Source organism: Tenacibaculum litoreum (assembly GCF_964513915.1).
Classification (GTDB): domain Bacteria; phylum Bacteroidota; class Bacteroidia; order Flavobacteriales; family Flavobacteriaceae; genus Polaribacter; species Polaribacter litoreum.
Genome location: NZ_CAZEQS010000004.1, coordinates 47,179 through 66,966 on the forward strand (window position 1 = coordinate 47,179; position 19,788 = coordinate 66,966).

Below are 19,788 nucleotides of genomic sequence, written 5' to 3' on the forward strand. Positions count from 1 at the left end.
TTTAAACTTTGGGTTGGGTTATATAGATAATTCATAGTACTTAGATGAAATCGCTATGAATCAATAACTTATTATTTTACTATTAGGAAGAGCTTTTAGATAACTACTTAAACAGGAACAACTGAAAGTTTCTGCTTTACTTTTTTAATGAATTTTTTAAGGGGGTCTATATGAATTGATTCTTTCCAAACCGCTTCTAAGTCTTCTATAATATGAAACTCTTCCATTAGTTCATCTCCTTTGTAGTAACGAACTATTGGATGAATAAAAGCACTGTTTTGAGCATTTTCATAATCGTTTCGATGTACACGATTTACTGAAGTATGTTCGCCTGTTTCAATTTTTTTCCCAAACTCCATAGTTAAAATAAAGTAGTCATCCGTATCTTTTACAAACTTCTCCTTAACATAATCCACAGGTAAACTATTATAATAAAGTAACTTATCATCTTTAATTAAAATTAAATCCCCAAGATATCCGTATTGATTCCATAACGAAGAATTAGAATTGATACGATCTATTATTTCATCTCCAATTACATCAACATTCCATTCAATTTCTGATGATAATAAAGAAGTATCATGATTCTTATGGGCTAGTATCCTAGCTAAACAGGCTGCATTATACCTAAACCCATGCACAAACCCCGAAGCTTGTTTTTTATAATCTCGCATATGTGTAATTGTTCCTGCATAATACAGTCCCTCTATATTGGTAGACTGGTAATCGCTTTCTTGGTTAGGAAAACGATTTTTAATTGTTAATTCAGGTTTACAACTTTCATCAAAAATAGAGTCATCAAACCTAAATCCTGTACAAAGGATAATAGAATCATATACTAACTCTTCTACTTCAGATGCATTATTATTGTAAGTAATGCTTACCTTGTATTGATTTCCTTCTTTTATTATTTTATTAATACTTGCATCTAATACAGCATTTTGAGCTTTTAATTGATAAGTATCTAAGAAATTGTTGTTAACAGCTCTTAAATTACCTACATAATGAGAGTTCCAAGCCATTACCAAACTATTTTCGCTACACACATGGGTAGTAGCAGTCGTTGCTATTAAATCATCTGCTGTTTCAAAAGCAGAATTGCCTTTTCCTATGATTAAAACTTTTTTGTTTTCATACGCTTTCTTGTCTAGAGACATGGTCATATAGTGTTCTCCATGATTTATCCCTGGAATCTCTGGAATGTATGGTTTTACCCACCCTGTAGCGACGACTAAATGATTACATGTGTACACCTCTCCTGTTGATGTAGTTAAGGTAAATACCTCCTCTTTTTTAATATTTTGAATCTCTACTCCATAATCAATTGGTAATGCATATGCTTTCGCAAAATCGTTGAGATAATCGACAAATAAATTTGCATTTGGAAAATACTCTTTACTATACTCTTTGAATAATAATTCATCTTTATCACATAGTAACGAGTTCCAATCAAATCTTAAGTCCAAATTTTTATCTTCAAAACCTGTATGAACTTTGTTTATAGAAATTAATGTTCTATGTCTAGGGTAATCTTTAAAATAAGACCCTGCAACGTTATTTTTTTCTACTATTAAAAAATCTAGGTTATATTTTTGAAAAAAATACCCTAATTGCAACCCTGCCGGACCTGCACCAATGATTATATAATCTTTGTGTTTAGTTTTCATATTAATTTGCTTTATAGATTATAAAAAAGTTTTACGCACAGTAAGCTATTATAAGGTGAGTAGCCCCTATCAATTATGCTCGTGCCAACTTATGAGTGTTTACTTTTTTTTTAAAAAAGAGAGTAGTTCTAATGTTTTATTAGGAGAGACTTCTGGAGATAGTATTCCTACAATTTCATTTACGCCAATCAAGCTTATTTGTTTAAGAAAATCTGAGCTAGACTTCTTTGTTCCCACTAGTGAATTTACATATGTTAAATATTTTTTTTCTTTTTCTAAATCAATATTACAAACTGTTTTATAAAAAGATTTAACATAATCTAAGTATGTTATTAATTCTGCGTTCTTAGTAGCTTTTAATTTTTCTTCTTTAGCAATTAAATAAGCTGGTAATATTAATGAAACTATGCCCTGAGTGTGATCTTGATTCCCATAAGCTTTTCTATAGGTATTTATTTTTTCTGCTAAGCCTTGTAAGGTTTCTTCTAAACAATAAACAAGTATATTGGCTTTCATAGCTCCAGCCATTTTATACATTACTTCATTATTTTCTTTTATAGAAATCCACAATGGTAATTCTTTTTGAATTGGTTTAGGAAATGTTTTTAGCTCTACATCTATTTCTGCTCCATTTTTCCGAACAACACTCCCTCCTTGCCACAGCGTACGAATAGCTTTAATCTTTTCTTCTATTCTTTTTTCTGCTTCATCAATAGTACATGAATCAATAGATAAACCAACTCTTCCTTTTGAAGTATTATCGATTACTGACCACTCTTCTGTAATTCTTAAAGGGTCTTGATTCCCTATAATAGAACTTTCTCCTCTCAAACCTATTTTAGAAGTAATCATAGATAATGCTGAATTTATAACAGACGGATTACCATTAGAAGAGTTCATCGCATCTGTTTCAATATCTACTGTCCAAAAAAAATCTAATTCATTGCTGTCTGCTTTCTGTACAGTTTTAATTACATTATCATACCCATTAACATCAGTGTAATTCTTTAATAATGGATAAAAAGTTCCTATTCTAGAGCTCATCATTTTTTCTCGTTTTTATATTATGGTTAGGAATTAATTACAATGTGTATAATGTTCTTACTTCATTATTTTTTGTATTAACAACGGAAGCTTCTTGTACTAAAGCTCTCGCCAATGACATTGTTGAATCTATAACTTTAATTTCTGAGGGATTTTCAGAAAACACTAGAGATAATTCAGTACAACCAAGAATAATTGCCTCAACATTATTTTTATAAAAAAAATCTAATGTTTTGTTTTTTAATTGTTTTACTTCCTTTGTTCTGATATTAGGGCTAGCCTTTATTCCAAAATCTGCGTCATATATCATTTTATGAATGACATCATTTTGGAATTCAAAATTTGGTAGAATAACTTCGTAGCCTCTTTCTTTTAAAGTACTTTCATAAATCTTTGATTTATAAGTTCCGTTTGTTGAAATTACACCTACTCTTTTAACTTTAGGATATGTTTTACCTAAAATATCACAAGTAATCTGTGGCATGTGTAATAGCTTTAATGTACTTCCTCTTTTCTTTAAATCTTTTTTAATTTCATTGAATATTATACTCGAATGAGCTGTATTACATGCTATACCGATAATTGTAGCCCCTGCGCTTTCTAGTTTTTTAATAACTTTAGATATCTGAAATGCTGGATTTATCCTTGTTTTCCCATCTAGAAAAGCTGTTCTATCAACTATGTGTTTTGGGAATGACATCAATACCATAGAAAGATGTTCTTGATCTTTCGTTACTGGAGTCAAGCTATTAATATAGTTACATAACATTATACCAGATTCTGGTCCCATTCCTCCAACAATCCCAATTACTTGTTCCTCAATCATTATTTAGTTAACCAGCGTGAATACAAAAAATCAAGATTAGGGTCTGGATATGTAGTCGTATATTTATCTGCTATATACTTGGCTATTTCATACTCTCTATCTTTTAAATAATATACTAAGTCAATAATATCATTGGAAGTAAATACCTTTTCTTTATCATTAAAAATTTTAGCTAATTTTTTCTTGGTTTCTTTTGCTCCTTTTGTTCTGTACAAACTAAAAATCTCATTTGCTTTATTAGGACTTTGATTTGTATACACTATTCCTTTATAGTACTCAGAAATTTGACTTTTAATAGTTAATTCATTAATTGCTACTCCTAACATTTCCGCTCTATCTGAATTCGCAAAAAAGACAAAACCACAATCTTTATTTAGTGAATAACATGCTAATCCTTTAAACCCATTGTTATTTCCCCCTTGAATTAATAATGTATCGTTACTCGTATATAAAATTTCGAATCCTGGTCCATAAAACAGCTCTCGATCATTTCTCATTCTAGTAGTTGGGCTTAACAAGCGTTCTTTTGTTAAATTTTTTTTCACAAACAACTGACTCATTAACGTTCCATAATCATGAGCATTTGAATGAATTCTTCCTGCTAAATCTGGTTTTTTATTTCTTCCTTTATTTATAACCTCTCCAAATACATTATGCGGCTTTGTATAATTTACATTTCCATCTCCAACTGCGGTTGTATAAGTCCTTTTAAGTCCTAATGGCTTATACACATAGTTTTTCATGAGATCTTCTATTGACTCTTCTTCAACAAGTTCTTTAATTACATTTGCTAGAAATGTATATCCTTCTCCTGAGTACACAAATTTTTCACCAGGGTTAGCTACAATTTCTAATACCTCTGGGTCATTTTTTCCTTGATGATTTTCTATTCCTGAATTATGACTTAAAACCATTCTTGCCGTTATCTTTTTATAACGTTCATCATGTTCTAAAGGTTTGTATTTATAATATTCATACAATGGCTTATCTAAAGTTAACAATCCTAAATCAACCATTCTATAGGCTGCATAAACTGTGAAACTCTTAGATAATGAACACGCTTCAAAAATTGTTTCTTTATTTATTTTTTCTCCTTTTTCCTCAAGAGATTTTTCTCCAAACGCATTGTAATAAACTTCTTGTCCTTTATTTATAACTGCTAAAGAAAGTCCTGCTATTCCAACCTCTTTCATTAAACGCTTTATTTCACCCTCTAAAGTATTTATGTTTACTTTTTCATTATCAACAATAAAATAAGGTTTTACTTTTTGAGCTTGAGTAAATACAATAACCAAAAATGTAGCCAATATTGTTAATACAATTCTTTTATTAAAATTTCTCATCTGAATTTCGTTTTTGATTTATCTTAAGTATTTTATTAAACCTATTAGTTACTTTATATTAGTTTAAAAATATCCCTACCTTGTTTTTCATAGCCCTTCTAACATAGTTTTGTGATATGGCAATATCAAATGCAGCCATCCCCATAGGATTAAACATTACTGCTTGGCTTTCTTCTAATGTTAAAAAGATGTTTTCACTTACCAAGTCAAGAATGGATTTTGTATCTTCTTTTAGTAAGCCTTTTTCTAAATGAAAATTTTCAATATCTGTATTCTCTCTACAAATTTCCTCCCAGTTATCTACAATAATTGCTTTTGCAAACCACTCATAAGTTTCCGCTTTATAATCTCTTAATGAAATATTTAAATGCAAAGAACCAGGTTTAGGTTGCTTGTTAATGTAAGTAGCTTTAGACACTGTGCAAGTCATAAAAACATCTGCTTCTAAATATGCTTCTTCCCATGAGTCTACTACCACTACTTTAGCTTTAAGTTCTTCATTATTTATTAGTTCAGTATTAACTCCTTTCAAATCAAAAATTCTAATTTCTTCACACTTATCTTTTAAAAGACTGTAACACATATCTAAATGATATTGCCCAATAGGTCCAAAACCAATAATTCCCACTTTTACACTCTTCGGATTCTTCGCTTCTAAATAATGTTTTGTTATCATTCCACTTACTGAAGCTGTTCTTATTGCTGAAACAGAACCGCTGTTTAAAATTCCTGAAGGCACACCTGTATCTGCGTCGTTTAAAATTACCACACTATGAGCTCTGGGTAATCCATTCTTTATATTTTGTGGAAAACTTGAAATCCATTTTATTCCTGCTTTGTTAATTTCTCCTCCTACAAATGCAGGCATAGCTATTATTCTATTGGTTTTTTCTTTATACCTCAGATAAGGTTTAATAGGTTGAGCATAATCATCATTAATCATACACTCAACAGATTTTTTAATTGTTTCAATATTTTCTTCCCAATTGAATCCTAGTTCTTTTATGTGACCTTCATTTAAATAAACCATTGTTCTTTCTTTTGTTTTATATAAAATTACATTGTTCCTTTTTTCAACTTTTCAAACCATTCATCACTATAAATTGTACTATTATAGCGATCTCCTCGATCTGCCATAATACACATTACATTTACAGGAGAAGTAATATTTTTATTACTGAAATATTTCTTTATTCCGGCATATACAGAGCCTGACGACCCACCAGAATAAATATTATAATTCTCTAAAAGTTCCCTACTGCTTGTTACTGTTTCAACTTCATTAACCCAAACTACTTCATCTATCTTTGCTCTTTTTAAGATTTCTGGCTTCATACTTGACCCAATACCTGGTATATATCTTTTTTGTGGAGGGCTATCAAACACTACTGATCCATAAATATCAACTGCAATAACTTTGGCTTTTGGAAAATGCTTTTTTATCCTAGTTGAAACGCCCGTTATTGTTCCTCCCGAGCTAACCCCCATAAAAAGATAATCAATACCATCAGGAGCTTCTTCACACATTTCTTTTCCCAGAGAATAATAGTAAGCTTCTGCATTGAGTGGATTTCCATATTGATTCACCCAATACATATTTTCTTTCTCTTTTAAAATTTGTTTGATTTTTTTTATTCTATTTAATAAGTATCCTCCATGTGTATCAGGGTTATCTATCTTTATAATCTCTGCTCCATTTAACTCTATTAACATCTCATTAATAGGTAGGGTGTTCTTATCGATTACACAAATAAATTTTAAATTGTGAAATTTCGCATAAGCAGATAAGGCTACACCAAAATTACCTGAAGAAGACTCTATAAGTGTCGTTTCTCTATTAATAATCCCAGTACTTAAAATCTTATCAATAACATATGATGCTGCTCGATCTTTTACACTTCCAGTAGGATTGTAAAATTCTAATTTCATACAAATGTTGATGAGATTATTTGCTTCTAATTCAATGGACATCATAGGGGTTTGACCTACTTTATCCAAGATATTTGTTAGCACCATATAGTGACTTTTTAAGGTTAATGTAGTGGACAGGTATTAGGGCATTCTTAACAAAGAATGTTCTTAATTGTACTTTTCTGCTCTTCTAGCAGTATTTATCTTTTCTTAAACTGTTTTTTTATCTAAAGATTTTTAAAGACTAATCTTTAAAACATTGTTGTTAGGCTACGGTAAGTAGTTACTTTTATAAATCTCTTTAAATAGTTTAATATGCAGTTTTGCTTCCTAAAGCATAGAAGTATTATTCAAAAGTAACTTTTCAATTATTTTTATCTAATACATTTATTAATTTGTACTTATATATTAACCTGTAGTAGATATACTCTAATAAAACTATTAGCTTACAAGTTCTTTAATAGGAATTTTTTTAAGTTACCTCCCATTATCATTTCAATTTCTTTTTCTGTAAAATTTTGTTGTAACATTTCATCTACCAAGTACGAATAACCTGTAACGTCTATCGGAGTTGTTACTGAGCCATCAAAATCAGACCCTAATGAAAGGTATTCTACTCCTATAAGCTCTTTTACATACTTCATTGTTTTTACTATACTTTTTATTTCGGTATCTCCTATTGCTTCAGAAAAAAAAGCTATACCTATTAAAGCTTCCCTTTTTGCTAAAGATTTTAATTGTTCATCAGATAAATTTCTGTATGATTCCTTAACTCCATCAACTCCTGTATGAGAACTTACAATCGGGCCTTTATACAGTTTTAAAATATCACGTATCATTTTATCAGAAGTGTGTGCGATGTCTAAAATCATGTTTCGCTCATCCATTTCTTTTAAAACCTGTTTTCCAAATTCGGTTATTCCTCCTTTTTCAATTCCATGTGCCGAACCGCCTAATTTATTGTCAAAAAAATGAGACACTCCAAACATTCTCACCCCCGAACTATATAATTTCGATACGTTTTCTATCTTTCCTTCGAGACAATGTCCTCCTTCTATACCAATTAAGCCTCCAATGACCTTTTTATCTTTTTTTCTCTTGTTTAATAAATCGACCAAATCTTTTTTTTCTCTAAGAATAATGAAATTTTTATCATATGCATCAGCATAGCTTTTTAGCTTATTGCATTGATAAACTGCCCTATTAAACAAACTAAACCAATTATAAACAGATTTCCCTTGTAAAATAGACAACAATGTTATGTTATCAAAAGTATTACCGTCAGTACTCTCAAAATTATGGCCTTTTGGTGATTTTGTTACAATTGTAAATACTTGAAAAGCAACATTATTTTCGCTCATTCTATGAAAATCTACATGACCTCTTTTACTTTTTTTTGATAAATCTCTATCCCATAATAGAGCATCGCTATGTAAATCTCCAACAAAATCTAGCTTCTCGTACAATTCTTTAGCTTCATTTGACAATTCCGCTACATTCCAAGTTGTCTTATTTTGTGATGTATCTAATAATGGTGGTGCTATTAATACTGTTAAAAAATATACTAACAATAGTATAACTGAAGTTATAATTATTTTTTTTTTCATGTTCCCTTATTGTTTCTATTCAAATAAGACCTTTAAATCTTCATTATCTAAATAAGCCGCTTCAAAATCTGAAGATGTAAAGTGAATATCTTCCTCATTTTTAAGGTAACTAAGTACTTCAAGTATATTTGCTTTGAAACTGTTAACTATTTTTTCCGTTACATACTGTGTTTCTTCATTATGGATATAATGTGCCTGTATTTTTAAAGTATTATTAAGTACCATAAGATTGAACTCTAACAGTGCACTTGTTTCATTTTCTGGATCAGATTCAACACCTAAATATTCATTTACTAATGAGAAGACATCATTTGAAGTTTCATTTGAAAACTCTCCTAAATAATTAAATAAAATATTATTTTTTGTTTTTTCTTTATTCAGTTGATTATTTAAGTATTTTAAAATTCCATAATGTATCCCTCCATCAGGTAAGCTTTTTATAAGGTCTTTAGTATCTTTTATAGATTCTTTTATTGAAGAGTTCCTTTCAAAACACAAGGGAAATAATGAAGTAAACCAACCTATTGTTCTCGAGATATTTACAGCTTCTAACTCTCTTCCATGTCCTTCTAACTCTATCGTTACCTTATTCGTTTTATACTCTTCTGTCAAGGTTTTTGTCAATGCAACAATTAATAGTATCTCAACATTCGTATTGAAAACAGTATTTGCTTCTTTGAGTAAAAAAGAAGTATCCTCTTTTGATAATTCGGTCGTTATTATTTTTTGCTCCTTTACTTTATTTTCAATTATTTCAGTTGGGTAAATAGTAAAGTCATTCTGTTTTATTCCTTTCCAAAAATGAATTTCTTGCTCAGGTAATTGCCTTGACAACTCTTTTATCCCATTCTGATAAGTTATTAATGATGCCGATTTTTTAGGTAGCCTTACTTCAACTCCTTCTTTAACAGATATATATGTTTGATGAATATCATTTAACAAAACTCTCCAAGAGACCCCATCTATTATTAAATGATGAGCTGTTATAAATAAATAATCTACTGCTTCAATTGTTACTATTGCTGCTTTTAGTAAAGTACTGTTTATTTTTATCGAACTTTTAACAGATACCAGTACTTTAGGTAATTCTTCTTTTATTAAGTCTGTAAACTTTCCTTTTAGTTCGAAATTCTCTAATTCGAAAGGTAAATTTTCATTTTGCTCCCTATAGTAAAGAGTTTGTTCTTTTTCATTACAACTTAGGCGAAGTGTGTCATGATAATTAAATAATTCTATAAATGTTTTTGATATAACCTCTTCTTCTATCTTATCTTCCCATCTTAATAAGACTGATTGAGTATAAAAGTTAGGGTTTTGCAATTTCCTATCAAAAAACCAATGTTGAATAGGGTTCATTTCTAATAACTTTCCTGTTAACTCTTCTTCAGTATCAGACTCTTTTATAACCTCAACATAATTCATCAACTGTTGTATATTAGGATAGGTAAGTATGTCTTTAGCATTAACTTTTATATTCTTTTCATACAACCTAGAGGCTATTTGTATTGCTTTAATAGAATCTCCTCCTTCTTCATAAAAATTATTTGTTATTCCTATTGTAGAATTCCCTAATATTTCTTTCCATGCTTCCACTAATATTTCCGCTACCTTTGAGGTTGGTGCTACCGATTCTTTATTGAAAGCTTGAATTGGATTGGGCAATTGATTATATGCTACCTTACCATTTATAGTAAGAGGAATTTCGTCTATTACTATAATTTGTTTCGGAACCATATAATCTGGAAGCTGTTTTCTAAGTTCTAATTTGATCTCCTCTTGAACTTTTTCTACCTCTTCTTGATTACTTAATGTAAGATAAACCCATAACGGTTTTTCTTTTTTATAAACAGCTACTACATTTTTAACTTTCTTATGTGTGTATACTACCTTTTCTATTTCTTCGAGTTCCACTCGATGACCATTAATTTTAACTTGATCATCTAATCTCCCCAAATACTCAAGGTTACCATCTAACTTTCTTTTTACCAAATCACCTGAACGATACATTAATTGCTCTGGTATAAATGGATTAGGAATAAATTTTTCCTTTGTTAATTCTTCTCTATTTAAGTAGCCTTCTGATACCCCATCTCCAGATATATATAACTCACCTGCTATCCCTAAAGGAACAGGCTTTTGGTACTTATCTAATACATAAACTTGAGTATTTGCAATAGCTCTTCCTATTGGAACATTATTGCTTTTATCTACCAAAGGGTTATATTCATGTACTACACAACCAATTGTAGTTTCTGTAGGGCCGTATTCGTTAAATAGTTGAATTTTACCTTCAAAAAAGTCCATCATATCACTAGCTAACTGAGAATCTAAAGCCTCTCCACCTACAATCAATGTTTCTAATTTGCTTTGGGTTCTTTCTTTCTTAAGTAAAAAAGAATCTTTAATCATCTTTAAATGCGAAGGAGTCGCTTTTAATACTGTTACTTGGTTGTCTTCTAAAACGTTTTCTATCAAAAACTTTTCATCTGTTTCTTGATAAATTTTCAAAGTACTCCCTGAAATAAGTGGTAAAAATATTGACGTTAAAGTAAGATCAAAAGCAATAGAGGTATATAGAGGAAATGTTGAATTTTCATTAATGTTATAGGCCTTTGTTGCCCATTCTAAATAATTCATTAACGAACTATGTGCTACCTTTACTCCTTTAGGTTTTCCTGTAGATCCAGAGGTGTAAATCATATAAGCTAAGTGATTAGCTCCTTCAATAACATTCATTCCAACATCGTTAACTCGTTCTAACAAAACCACCTCTCTCTCTTCTATGCGTATAGGCTTCCAGCCTTCTGTGATGTATGAGTTTTTACTTATAGTTTCTGTAACCAATGCTATTTCTGCTCCACAATCTTCAACTATAAACTGAATTCTATCCTCAGGATAATTTGCTTCAATAGGAATGAAGCATCCTTCTGCTTTTAATACTGCTAAAACAGAAACTACAAAGTCTATGTGTTTTTCGAAAATAATTGCTACAGGAACGTTTCTTTTTACTCCTTTTTCTTGAAGTTTCTTCGCTAATAAGCTTGATTTTCTCTCTAAATCAGCGTACGATAACTCAGTGTTTTTATTCACTGAAACTGCTACTGAATTTAGACATTTTTTTGCCTTAGAACTTATAAGCTCATGTACTTTTAACGATGTATATTTTTCTGCTTTTTTATTCCTAAAAAAATAATTTTCCATCGTCTCTTCAGAAACTAATGTCAAATCAGCAATTGATCTATTTGGGTTGGTTACTACCTGATGTATCAACTGTTTATAATGTTCTGCAAAAGCGATGATACTTTCTCTTTTAAACAATGCTTTTGCAAACTCAATATAATATTCTATTTTCTCAGGCATCTCAATAATTTCTAAAGTCAAATCAAACTTTGCAATACCTGAATCAAAGAAATAAGACGTTGTTTTTAAACCATCCGTTTCCAGTATTGGAATGTCCATATTTTGATATACAAACATTGTATTAAAAAATGGACTACCACTAGGGTCATTCTTAATGTTTAAATCTTTTATGAGCTCACTAAAAGGATAGCTTTGGTTTGTTAAATCATTAAGAACATTCTTTTTTATTTGTTGAAGGTACTCTGTAAATGGTATTTCTCCTACTGGAAAATTACGAAGTACTAAATTATTTACGAACATTCCTAGTAGTCCTTGTAATTGATAATGTCCGCGTCCTGAAACAGGTACTCCTACAACGACCTCTTCTGACCTAATATATTTTGACAGCGTAATTGTATAAGCTGCCAACAGCACTACATATAAAGACACATTCTGCTTATGAGCTACTGCTTTGAGTTCATCTGTCAACTCTTGGTTTATACTAAAAGAATATTTTTCTCCTTCATAGTTAAAAATACTTGGTCTTTTAAAATCTGTAGGAAACTCTGATTTAGATAAGTCTCCACCTAATCTTTCTAACCAATATTTTTGCTGTGCACTCCCTTTTTTTGTTGCTAAGAAATTACTTCTCCATGCTGCATAATCTTTATACTGAATTTCTAGTGCATCAACAGAATTACCTTGATACACATTATAAGCTTCTTTGAGTAATAAACTCATCGAAATACCATCTATAATTATATGTGGTGCATCTATGAATAGAACATGTTTGTTTTTAGACTCTTTTAATAATTCTATTCGAAATAAAGGTGCTTGATGTAAATCAAATGGAATTACCCTATTTTTCAATTCCGAATCAAGATTCTTACTTTCTATTTCTGTTACCTCTAAAGTTAGGTTTACCGAATCAACATATGCCTGATATGGTTTCTGGCTTTTAAGTGTAAAATATGTTCTTAGCACTTGATGTCTTGCAACAACCTCATTAAAAGCTTTTTCTAATTTTTCAACATGTAGACGTCCATTAAAACAAATTGCCAAAGGCACATTATAAGCTGTAGCTTCCGGACTTAACTGCCAAAAATAATATAGCCTTTCTTGCATTGAAGTAAGTGAATACCATTCTTCTTTTCCTTGTATTGGAATTGTCTGATAAATAGTTCTACTTTTATTATTTTCTAATACCTCTACTATATCTTTAACCGTTTGCTTCTCATACAATTGATCATAACCTAATTCTATATCAAACTCTTTTTGAATGGTATTTAAAACCTGGGCTCCTTTTAGTGAATTTCCTCCTACCTCAAAAAATTTATCAGAAATTCCAAAATTCTTATGACCTAGCACTGTTTGCCACGCCTTAATTATTTTACTTTCTACAGGAGTTTTTGGTATATCATGATTTTCTTTTTCACTTAAGGCTTTATAACGCTCATCAATAATTCTTAAAACATCATCAAATTCTGAATTACTATAACGTTCAATTAATTTATAACGCTGTACTTTTCCACTTGTAGTTTTAGGAATCTCTTTTACAGGTATTATTACATCTGGTTCAAAGCCAAACACAAAATTAATTTTCTTCTTTACAGCTATAAGGGTATCGATAAATTTTTCAGGGGACTTTTTGAAATAAACAAAAACAATGGTTTTGTTTTCTCCTTTAGAGTTAACATGTCCTGCTACAACTACTTTTCCTAGTTCTATATCTAAAATACCATCTAAAATTTTCTCTAAATCATGTGCATAATAATTTTGTCCATTAATAAAAATTACATCTTTTAGTCTTCCACTAACAAAAAGATTTTCTTCATAAAAGAACCCCATATCACCTGTACTCAACCAACCATCTTTACCTATTGTTTTATGGGTTGCTATTTCATTTCCATAATATTCAGAAGTAACGTTATTTCCTTCTATTTGAATTTCTCCAATTACCCCTTCTTTTACTGGAACTTTACTTGAATCTACAATCCTAACACGACATCCTTTTATAGGTTTACCTACATTAACTAATGATAAAGATTTCTCTTTATTTATAACGTGAACACGGTCTCCCATTCCTAGATATTTCCTATCAACTTCAATAGACTTCACACATTCTATTGGGTTTGAAAATGTAACTGCTAAACTAGCTTCTGCTAATCCATATACTGGAAAAATAACATTACTTCGAAGTCCGTAATTAGAAAACACATTATAAAATTCATTACATAAATCAGCGGAAATAGGTTCGGCTCCATTAACGATTATACGCAGACTTGATAAATCAAGATTCTTAATACTATCTTTTTTAAATCGTCTTATGAGGTAACTATAACCAAAATTAGGAGAAGCAGAGAATGTTATTTTGTGCTCTGAAATTTTTTCTAACCATAACAAGGGACGTCTAATAAACAGACTTGTTGACATTATATAATGATTCCACCCGGCTAAAAAAGGGGTTAAATGAAACCCTATAAGCCCCATGTCGTGCGTTAAAGGCATCCATGAGAAAAACAAATCACCTTCTGAAGGAGCATTAATCCCATCTATTATCCCTCTGATGTTTGTTATTAAATTCTTATGAGTTAAAGTAACCCCTTTAGGGTTTCCTGTAGAACCTGATGAAAACTGTATATAAGCAATATCATCTTCTTTTATATCTGCAGCAATGGCTTCTTTTTCAACTGAGAAAAGATCCTCTATAAATAGCGTACTCTCTTTTATTGTTAAAAACAACTCCTCTGTTTTAGATAAAACTGCTTCCTTTGCTATTCGAGATAAATACTGTGGTGAAACTATCAAGTGTGGTTTCTTTAACAAACCCCATACTTTAAAAAGTTTATGAAAATGGTCCCCTGTTCTTCCTTGTGCAAGTGGTACAGGAATTATTCCTCCTAATAAACAAGCCCAAAATACTACAATAAAAGTTTTATTATCTTCTATTTGAAACACTAATTCTTCTTTCGGTTGAATCCCCTTACTTTGTAAAAAAGCTAAAACCTTGTTTGCTTTTTCTCGCAATTCTTTTCCATTAAAAAAAGTTTCGTTATTACTTCCTTCAATAAAAGTAACTAAAAGGTTATCGTTTTTTTTGTTATTTAAAACATCTATAAGAGTATACATTCTTGAGTAAATTGAGAGTTAAAAAGGAATTTATTCTACATGCTTATACTTAAGAGAGAGGTTATAGCCTCATTTTCAAGACTTCCATGTTTACTAAGTTTTTCTTTTGGATGAATAAACTCTAAAAACCTTTGGTAATCATTGAAACTCTTTTCTCCAAAAGTTACCGTTTCAAAAAGTTTGTAAAATTGATTTGTTGATTTTTGATTAATCTCAGCGTTTTTAAGTCTAAATTTTAGACTTAGCTGAATACGAATTCCTCCATCATGAAACCCTCTATGTAATTCAGACTGTTTAAATATTACGATATCTCCTGGTGTAGGGTTTTCATACTTATCTATACTGAGATTCTTTTTGGCTAAAGGTAGCACAAGTCCCGAAGCTACTTTTACAATTATTAAATCTGTGTCTTCAGGAATTGAATTTCCAAAAAAATGGTAAATCTCTTTAGAGTTTTCTCTAGAATAAATTACAGGAATCTCTGTAGGGTCTCCAAACTGAGTATATAATTCAGGGTTTTTACCCTCAGAAACAATCTCTAAACCTGTCGATTCAGAATCGTTATAAATAGGTATCCAAACATTATAACAATCACCATCTACTAACGAGCAGGTTCCGTCTGTATGCCACCCCATATTACTAGACTTCATTCTTGAATCCATTGTTGTACTACTCGCAAAAAAGATAAATGAATTTAAAAACTCTACCTCTTTCCCCAATTCTTCCTTAAAAAAAAGCTGTAACTTTTCATATATAGGATCTATATTTTTAAGTTCAATCATGTTTTTAGATTGAGAACTTTCTATGTTCTCCAAAACACTCTTCTTTATAAGATCTAACTCTTCTTGAACAAAAAAGTGTTCACGATGATATGTCGCATTATTTGTCATAATAGTAGTTTTTTTTGATAGTAAACTGTAAGTAGTAGTACTTAAATATGTTAGCTTAACAAAGCTTTTTCTTTTGTATCTGTTCTAGTAAGTGAGAAGGTATCACTGCAGTTATATTTTGACGTAATGAGTCAATTCTTACAATAAGTTTATTGTGATTGTCAGCTTTTATAATTTCACAATTTAATCCATTCAACGAACCATAAGAAATTCTCCTAATCTCTCCTACCTTAGGAAGTTTTGAGTCCGTTTCTATCTCAGAAATATTTTCATCCCCGATAAGTAGTTTTATTTGAGTAATTTCTTTCTCGTTAACACGAGCATAGTCTTTCCCAAAACGAATATATGCACAAGCTCCATTTACAGACAGGGCTTGATGAAATTCTAATGATGAATTAATATTTACAAAAACATATGATGGAAATAACGGTTTTAGAATTGTTTTTTTTCTATCACTCCACTGTCTAATCGTTTTTACTTGTGGTAAAAAAGATTCTAAAGAAATTTCTTTTAATGATTCATGTACCTTTTTCTCCCAACAAGATTTAACGTACAATACATACCAACCACAATCAAATTTCATAACAATACTTATTTACTAAAACACAGCTTCGCTATTCCCTATCACAGAGGGCTTATTTATTTTTTAAAAACGTGGTAAATATAGTTCTCAAAAAAAAAAAGAAAACTACACAAAAGGGTAGTTTTCTTTTTTTGTCCTAATTTACAGTAGTTTACTATCTATAATTAAGTGCTTATTTTCCTCATAAAACTCTATAAGTCCATTATAAGGTAAACTTATTGGTATCGTCTCTGATCCTAAGTAATTAACTGATTTTCCTACTACGACTGGTTTAATTCCTAATAAAAAAAGCACTCTTAATAATTTACTATCACATTCTGCAAAAGCAATATTGTTTTTATTTTTGCATACCGGAGCTATAGCACAAAGCATTAATTTTTTAAATAGGCCAATATCTTTTACCCCTTTTTTTATTGCAAATCGTCCTATATGCCATATTTCATGTAATTCTTTGTCCTCAACAACCATTAAAGGATTGATCCCAAAAATACTTTGGATTGGGAGTCTATCTACATAATTCCATTTTAAAACACGTATCGCTCCTGTTATTTCTCCAGTATGATCTTTACAAACAAAAATCTTAGAATTTTTTATATACCTTATCTCTTCTTTATAAACAGACAAAATATCTTTTTCTTTTATTAGTTCTCCTTTCCCCTCTGAATGATGTTTGAAGTTTTCTTCAACTACAAATTTTGATAAATTAAATATTTCTTTTGTTGACAGTCTTTCTAAATAGTTTTTCATGAGTATTGTTTTTTACACACTCAAAACTAACTAGTTAAAACCTTTAACTTACTACACAAAATAGTAGTTCATATTAATAAGAAAGCAACTTCTCTTCAGAAATAATGTTATATTAATAAAAAATATTGCTTATTACTAAATTATTTGCTTAATTTGGCACCAAAGCCCCCCTACTAATCTATGAATAACGTGAATGACTTTTTTTCATCGCGAAACACTGTATACCATGTTTCTGATGAGGAGAAAAAACAAACAGAAAACTATGTAGAGGCTATTAAAGCCTTTGCAAGGACGACTTACAAAAGTATTTATGTAATTGACTATCAAAAAAAAGGATTTGAATTCGTTTCTGAAAATCCTCTTTTTCTTTGTGGCCATTCAGCCAAAGAAGTCGAAGAAATGGGGTACCTTTTTTATTTTAATTATGTAATACCCGAAGACTTACAATTACTTTTAAAAATAAATACTATAGGTTTTGATTTCTATGAGGGAATACCTATTGAAGAAAGAAAATTTCATTCTATTTCTTATGATTTTCACCTGAAAAATAAGGAGGGGAAAGTTCTTTTAATAAATCAAAAACTTACTCCTTTATTTCTTACTAATGAAGGAAAAATATGGAAGGCTATTTGCATTATCTCTATTTCTAATGAGCAAAACTCTGGAAACATAAAAATATCTAAAAAAGGGGAAAACAAGATTTTTAAATATGATTTAAAAGGCGACTTTTGGAAAATAGAAAAGAAAATAGAACTATCAAATAGAGAAAAGGAAATTTTAAGATATTCCGTTAGAGGTTTTACGATAAACGAAATGGCTGAAACAATGTACGTTTCTCCCGATACAGTTAAATTTCACAGAAGAAAACTATTTGAAAAGTTAGAAGTAGCAAATATTTCAGAAGCAATTGTTTTTGCAACTAACAATAAACTAATTTAACTTCCGAACAGAGAAGAAAAATAAAACTCAGGAAAACTCTTAACCTCTCTTTTTGTAGCAATATTAAAAAGTATATGTACGCACATCCCTGCAACACTCCACGAACCTACCGATAATTGAGGGGGAGATAGTTTTTCTTTTTCGTTTATATAATCATGTATGATATTTTCCAACCATTCTTGAGGATCTCCCCAAAATCTCATATAACTAGAAACATATTCAACTACGCTTAATTCACTAAACTTTTCTCCTTTTTTAACTAAAGACTTTAAAGAAATACTATCTGGTGTAATTACCGTAACTAAACTACCCCAACCTAAATTATAAGGGTGTAAAACTGGAATATTTTTTTGTTGACAGGTTTCATCAAAAAGTAATGGAACATCTGATGAGAAGTCCAATGCATTAATAGCAGCCTTATGCCCATCTATTAATTCATTGATGTTTTCTTTTGTTAAAAAGCAATTATGAATTTTAATGTTTGCATTACTATTTATAGATTCTAACCTCTCTTTTAACGCCTCAACTTTATTTACTGATACATCTTTTTCTCTGTAGTTTTGTCTATTTAAATTAGAGCTTTCTACTTGATCTCCATCAACTATAGTTATATTTTCAAAACCAAAACGTAACGCACACTCAGCTATTATACTTCCTATTCCGGCTCCTCCTAATAAAACTGGAAAATTTTTAATAATTTCCTGTTCATTTTGATTAACATATAGCCTATTCCTATCATACCTGTGTTTCATAACAGTTAATTTTGATACAAAAATAGGTTATCAAGAAAAGAAATTCCTAAACAAAAGGGTAGTTTTTACTTTCACAATGAGAAAACAAAAAATAAACCTTTAAAAACCAAATATATAAATTATGACTCCTTATGTTAATTAACACAACATTAACAATCTTGTTTATAGTGAAAACCTTAAATACAAACTTTAAGACGTTAATTACTAATGTTAGTTTAATTTTTGTATTAAACTTCACATATTAATTTAACGCATATCATATCCTTTTACTTCTCCTAATAAAAAATTCAGCTACCTTTTTAAAAGATAGCTGATGAAGATTCTTTTAACTTGTTAGTTCAGTTAATACAAAAGTATTAGGACTTTATACACTTTTTCAATACTTGTTCTGCCCTTTGTACATTAAACTTAGGGTAAAATTTTTCTTTTATTATTTCCTCCTTACCTAACTCTATCGCCTTTTTAACATTATTACAAAAAGGCTCTGTAGATTGACCAAAAAAACGTGCTGCTCCCATATCTGACTCTGCTTTACTTAAAATAACTCTTGGATTGTTAGGTGCTATTTTAAGTGCTTTTTCATACAATCCCGCATTTTTCATCGACATGGTCATTCCATATTTCTGTCCATCAAAAGCCATATATGAAACATGTAATAATGCTTGTGTAATTAGTATTTCAGGGTTTTCAGGTGAAATCGATTTTGCGGTATCCAAAAACTCTTGTGCCTTATTTAATTTGGCAATTAACGTTGCTTCTTCTTTTATTTGAAAACTTTCTACTATATGAATCATTGCTGCATAATAAGACGGTAACCAATTTTCTTTTTCCGCTTTAGAAATACGCTCAAATAGTTGAGCCGCTTCCGTTGTTTTGTTTCCTTTCCATAACTCAAATGCCTTTACCATTCCTTTTTCATATTGACTTTGTGCTGATATGCTTACTGTAAATACTAATACTAAAACTGTAATAATTTTCTTCATGTTAATTGATTTTAATTGATACTTCAAA

14 protein-coding genes are annotated in these 19,788 nt (G+C 30.1%); 1 reads left to right on the forward strand and 13 read right to left on the reverse strand.

What is annotated here, in order from left to right:
- Positions 1-107: 107 nt before the first annotated feature.
- The 11 genes from ACKTTR_RS11630 to ACKTTR_RS11680 all read right to left on the reverse strand — a co-directional run bounded on the left by ACKTTR_RS11630 (position 108) and on the right by ACKTTR_RS11680 (position 17,086).
- On the reverse strand, positions 108-1,667 hold the full coding sequence (locus tag ACKTTR_RS11630) for an NAD(P)-binding domain-containing protein (RefSeq protein WP_408028019.1): 1,560 nt from the start codon (positions 1,665-1,667) through the stop codon (positions 108-110).
- Between the two features lie 99 nt (positions 1,668-1,766).
- Positions 1,767-2,711, reverse strand: a complete 945-nt coding sequence (locus tag ACKTTR_RS11635) for an LLM class flavin-dependent oxidoreductase (protein ID WP_408028020.1) — start codon at positions 2,709-2,711, stop codon at positions 1,767-1,769.
- Positions 2,712-2,748: 37 nt separating this feature from the next.
- Positions 2,749-3,537, reverse strand: a complete 789-nt coding sequence (locus ACKTTR_RS11640) for an aspartate/glutamate racemase family protein (protein ID WP_408028021.1) — start codon at positions 3,535-3,537, stop codon at positions 2,749-2,751.
- Positions 3,537-4,880: a serine hydrolase domain-containing protein gene (locus ACKTTR_RS11645; protein WP_408028022.1), complete on the reverse strand. Its 1,344-nt coding sequence runs from the start codon at positions 4,878-4,880 to the stop codon at positions 3,537-3,539. The genes ACKTTR_RS11640 and ACKTTR_RS11645 overlap by 1 nt, the downstream gene beginning before the upstream one ends.
- A 58-nt stretch (positions 4,881-4,938) precedes the next feature.
- The gene (locus ACKTTR_RS11650) at positions 4,939-5,910 is read right to left on the reverse strand and encodes a 2,3-diaminopropionate biosynthesis protein SbnB (protein ID WP_408028023.1); all 972 of its coding nucleotides are present in this window, start codon (positions 5,908-5,910) and stop codon (positions 4,939-4,941) included.
- Between the two features lie 26 nt (positions 5,911-5,936).
- Positions 5,937-6,896: a 2,3-diaminopropionate biosynthesis protein SbnA gene (sbnA, locus tag ACKTTR_RS11655; protein WP_408028024.1), complete on the reverse strand. Its 960-nt coding sequence runs from the start codon at positions 6,894-6,896 to the stop codon at positions 5,937-5,939.
- Between the two features lie 341 nt (positions 6,897-7,237).
- Positions 7,238-8,398: a dipeptidase gene (locus tag ACKTTR_RS11660; protein ID WP_408028025.1), complete on the reverse strand. Its 1,161-nt coding sequence runs from the start codon at positions 8,396-8,398 to the stop codon at positions 7,238-7,240.
- Between the two features lie 15 nt (positions 8,399-8,413).
- Complete coding sequence (locus ACKTTR_RS11665) at positions 8,414-14,866, reverse strand: amino acid adenylation domain-containing protein (RefSeq protein WP_408028026.1); 6,453 nt, start codon at positions 14,864-14,866, stop codon at positions 8,414-8,416.
- A 35-nt stretch (positions 14,867-14,901) separates the two neighbouring features.
- Positions 14,902-15,756: a hypothetical protein gene (locus tag ACKTTR_RS11670; RefSeq protein ID WP_408028027.1), complete on the reverse strand. Its 855-nt coding sequence runs from the start codon at positions 15,754-15,756 to the stop codon at positions 14,902-14,904.
- 55 nt (positions 15,757-15,811) lie between these two features.
- Positions 15,812-16,339 carry a UpxY family transcription antiterminator gene (locus tag ACKTTR_RS11675; RefSeq protein WP_408028028.1) on the reverse strand — a complete coding sequence of 176 codons (528 nt, stop codon included), beginning with the start codon at positions 16,337-16,339 and terminating at the stop codon, positions 15,812-15,814.
- A gap of 141 nt (positions 16,340-16,480) precedes the next feature.
- Complete coding sequence (locus tag ACKTTR_RS11680) at positions 16,481-17,086, reverse strand: hypothetical protein (RefSeq protein WP_408028029.1); 606 nt, start codon at positions 17,084-17,086, stop codon at positions 16,481-16,483.
- Between the two features lie 180 nt (positions 17,087-17,266).
- Here ACKTTR_RS11680 and ACKTTR_RS11685 point away from each other — a divergent pair, with 180 nt between their 5' ends.
- Positions 17,267-18,025, forward strand: coding sequence for a response regulator transcription factor (locus ACKTTR_RS11685; protein ID WP_408028030.1), 759 nt, complete (start codon positions 17,267-17,269; stop codon positions 18,023-18,025).
- Here ACKTTR_RS11685 and ACKTTR_RS11690 read toward each other — a convergent pair.
- On the reverse strand, positions 18,022-18,777 hold the full coding sequence (locus tag ACKTTR_RS11690) for a HesA/MoeB/ThiF family protein (protein WP_408028031.1): 756 nt from the start codon (positions 18,775-18,777) through the stop codon (positions 18,022-18,024). The two genes, ACKTTR_RS11685 and ACKTTR_RS11690, sit on opposite strands and share 4 nt — an antisense overlap.
- Positions 18,778-19,133: 356 nt before the next feature.
- Positions 19,134-19,760 carry a tetratricopeptide repeat protein gene (locus ACKTTR_RS11695; protein ID WP_408028032.1) on the reverse strand — a complete coding sequence of 209 codons (627 nt, stop codon included), beginning with the start codon at positions 19,758-19,760 and terminating at the stop codon, positions 19,134-19,136.
- Positions 19,761-19,788 lie beyond the last annotated feature (28 nt).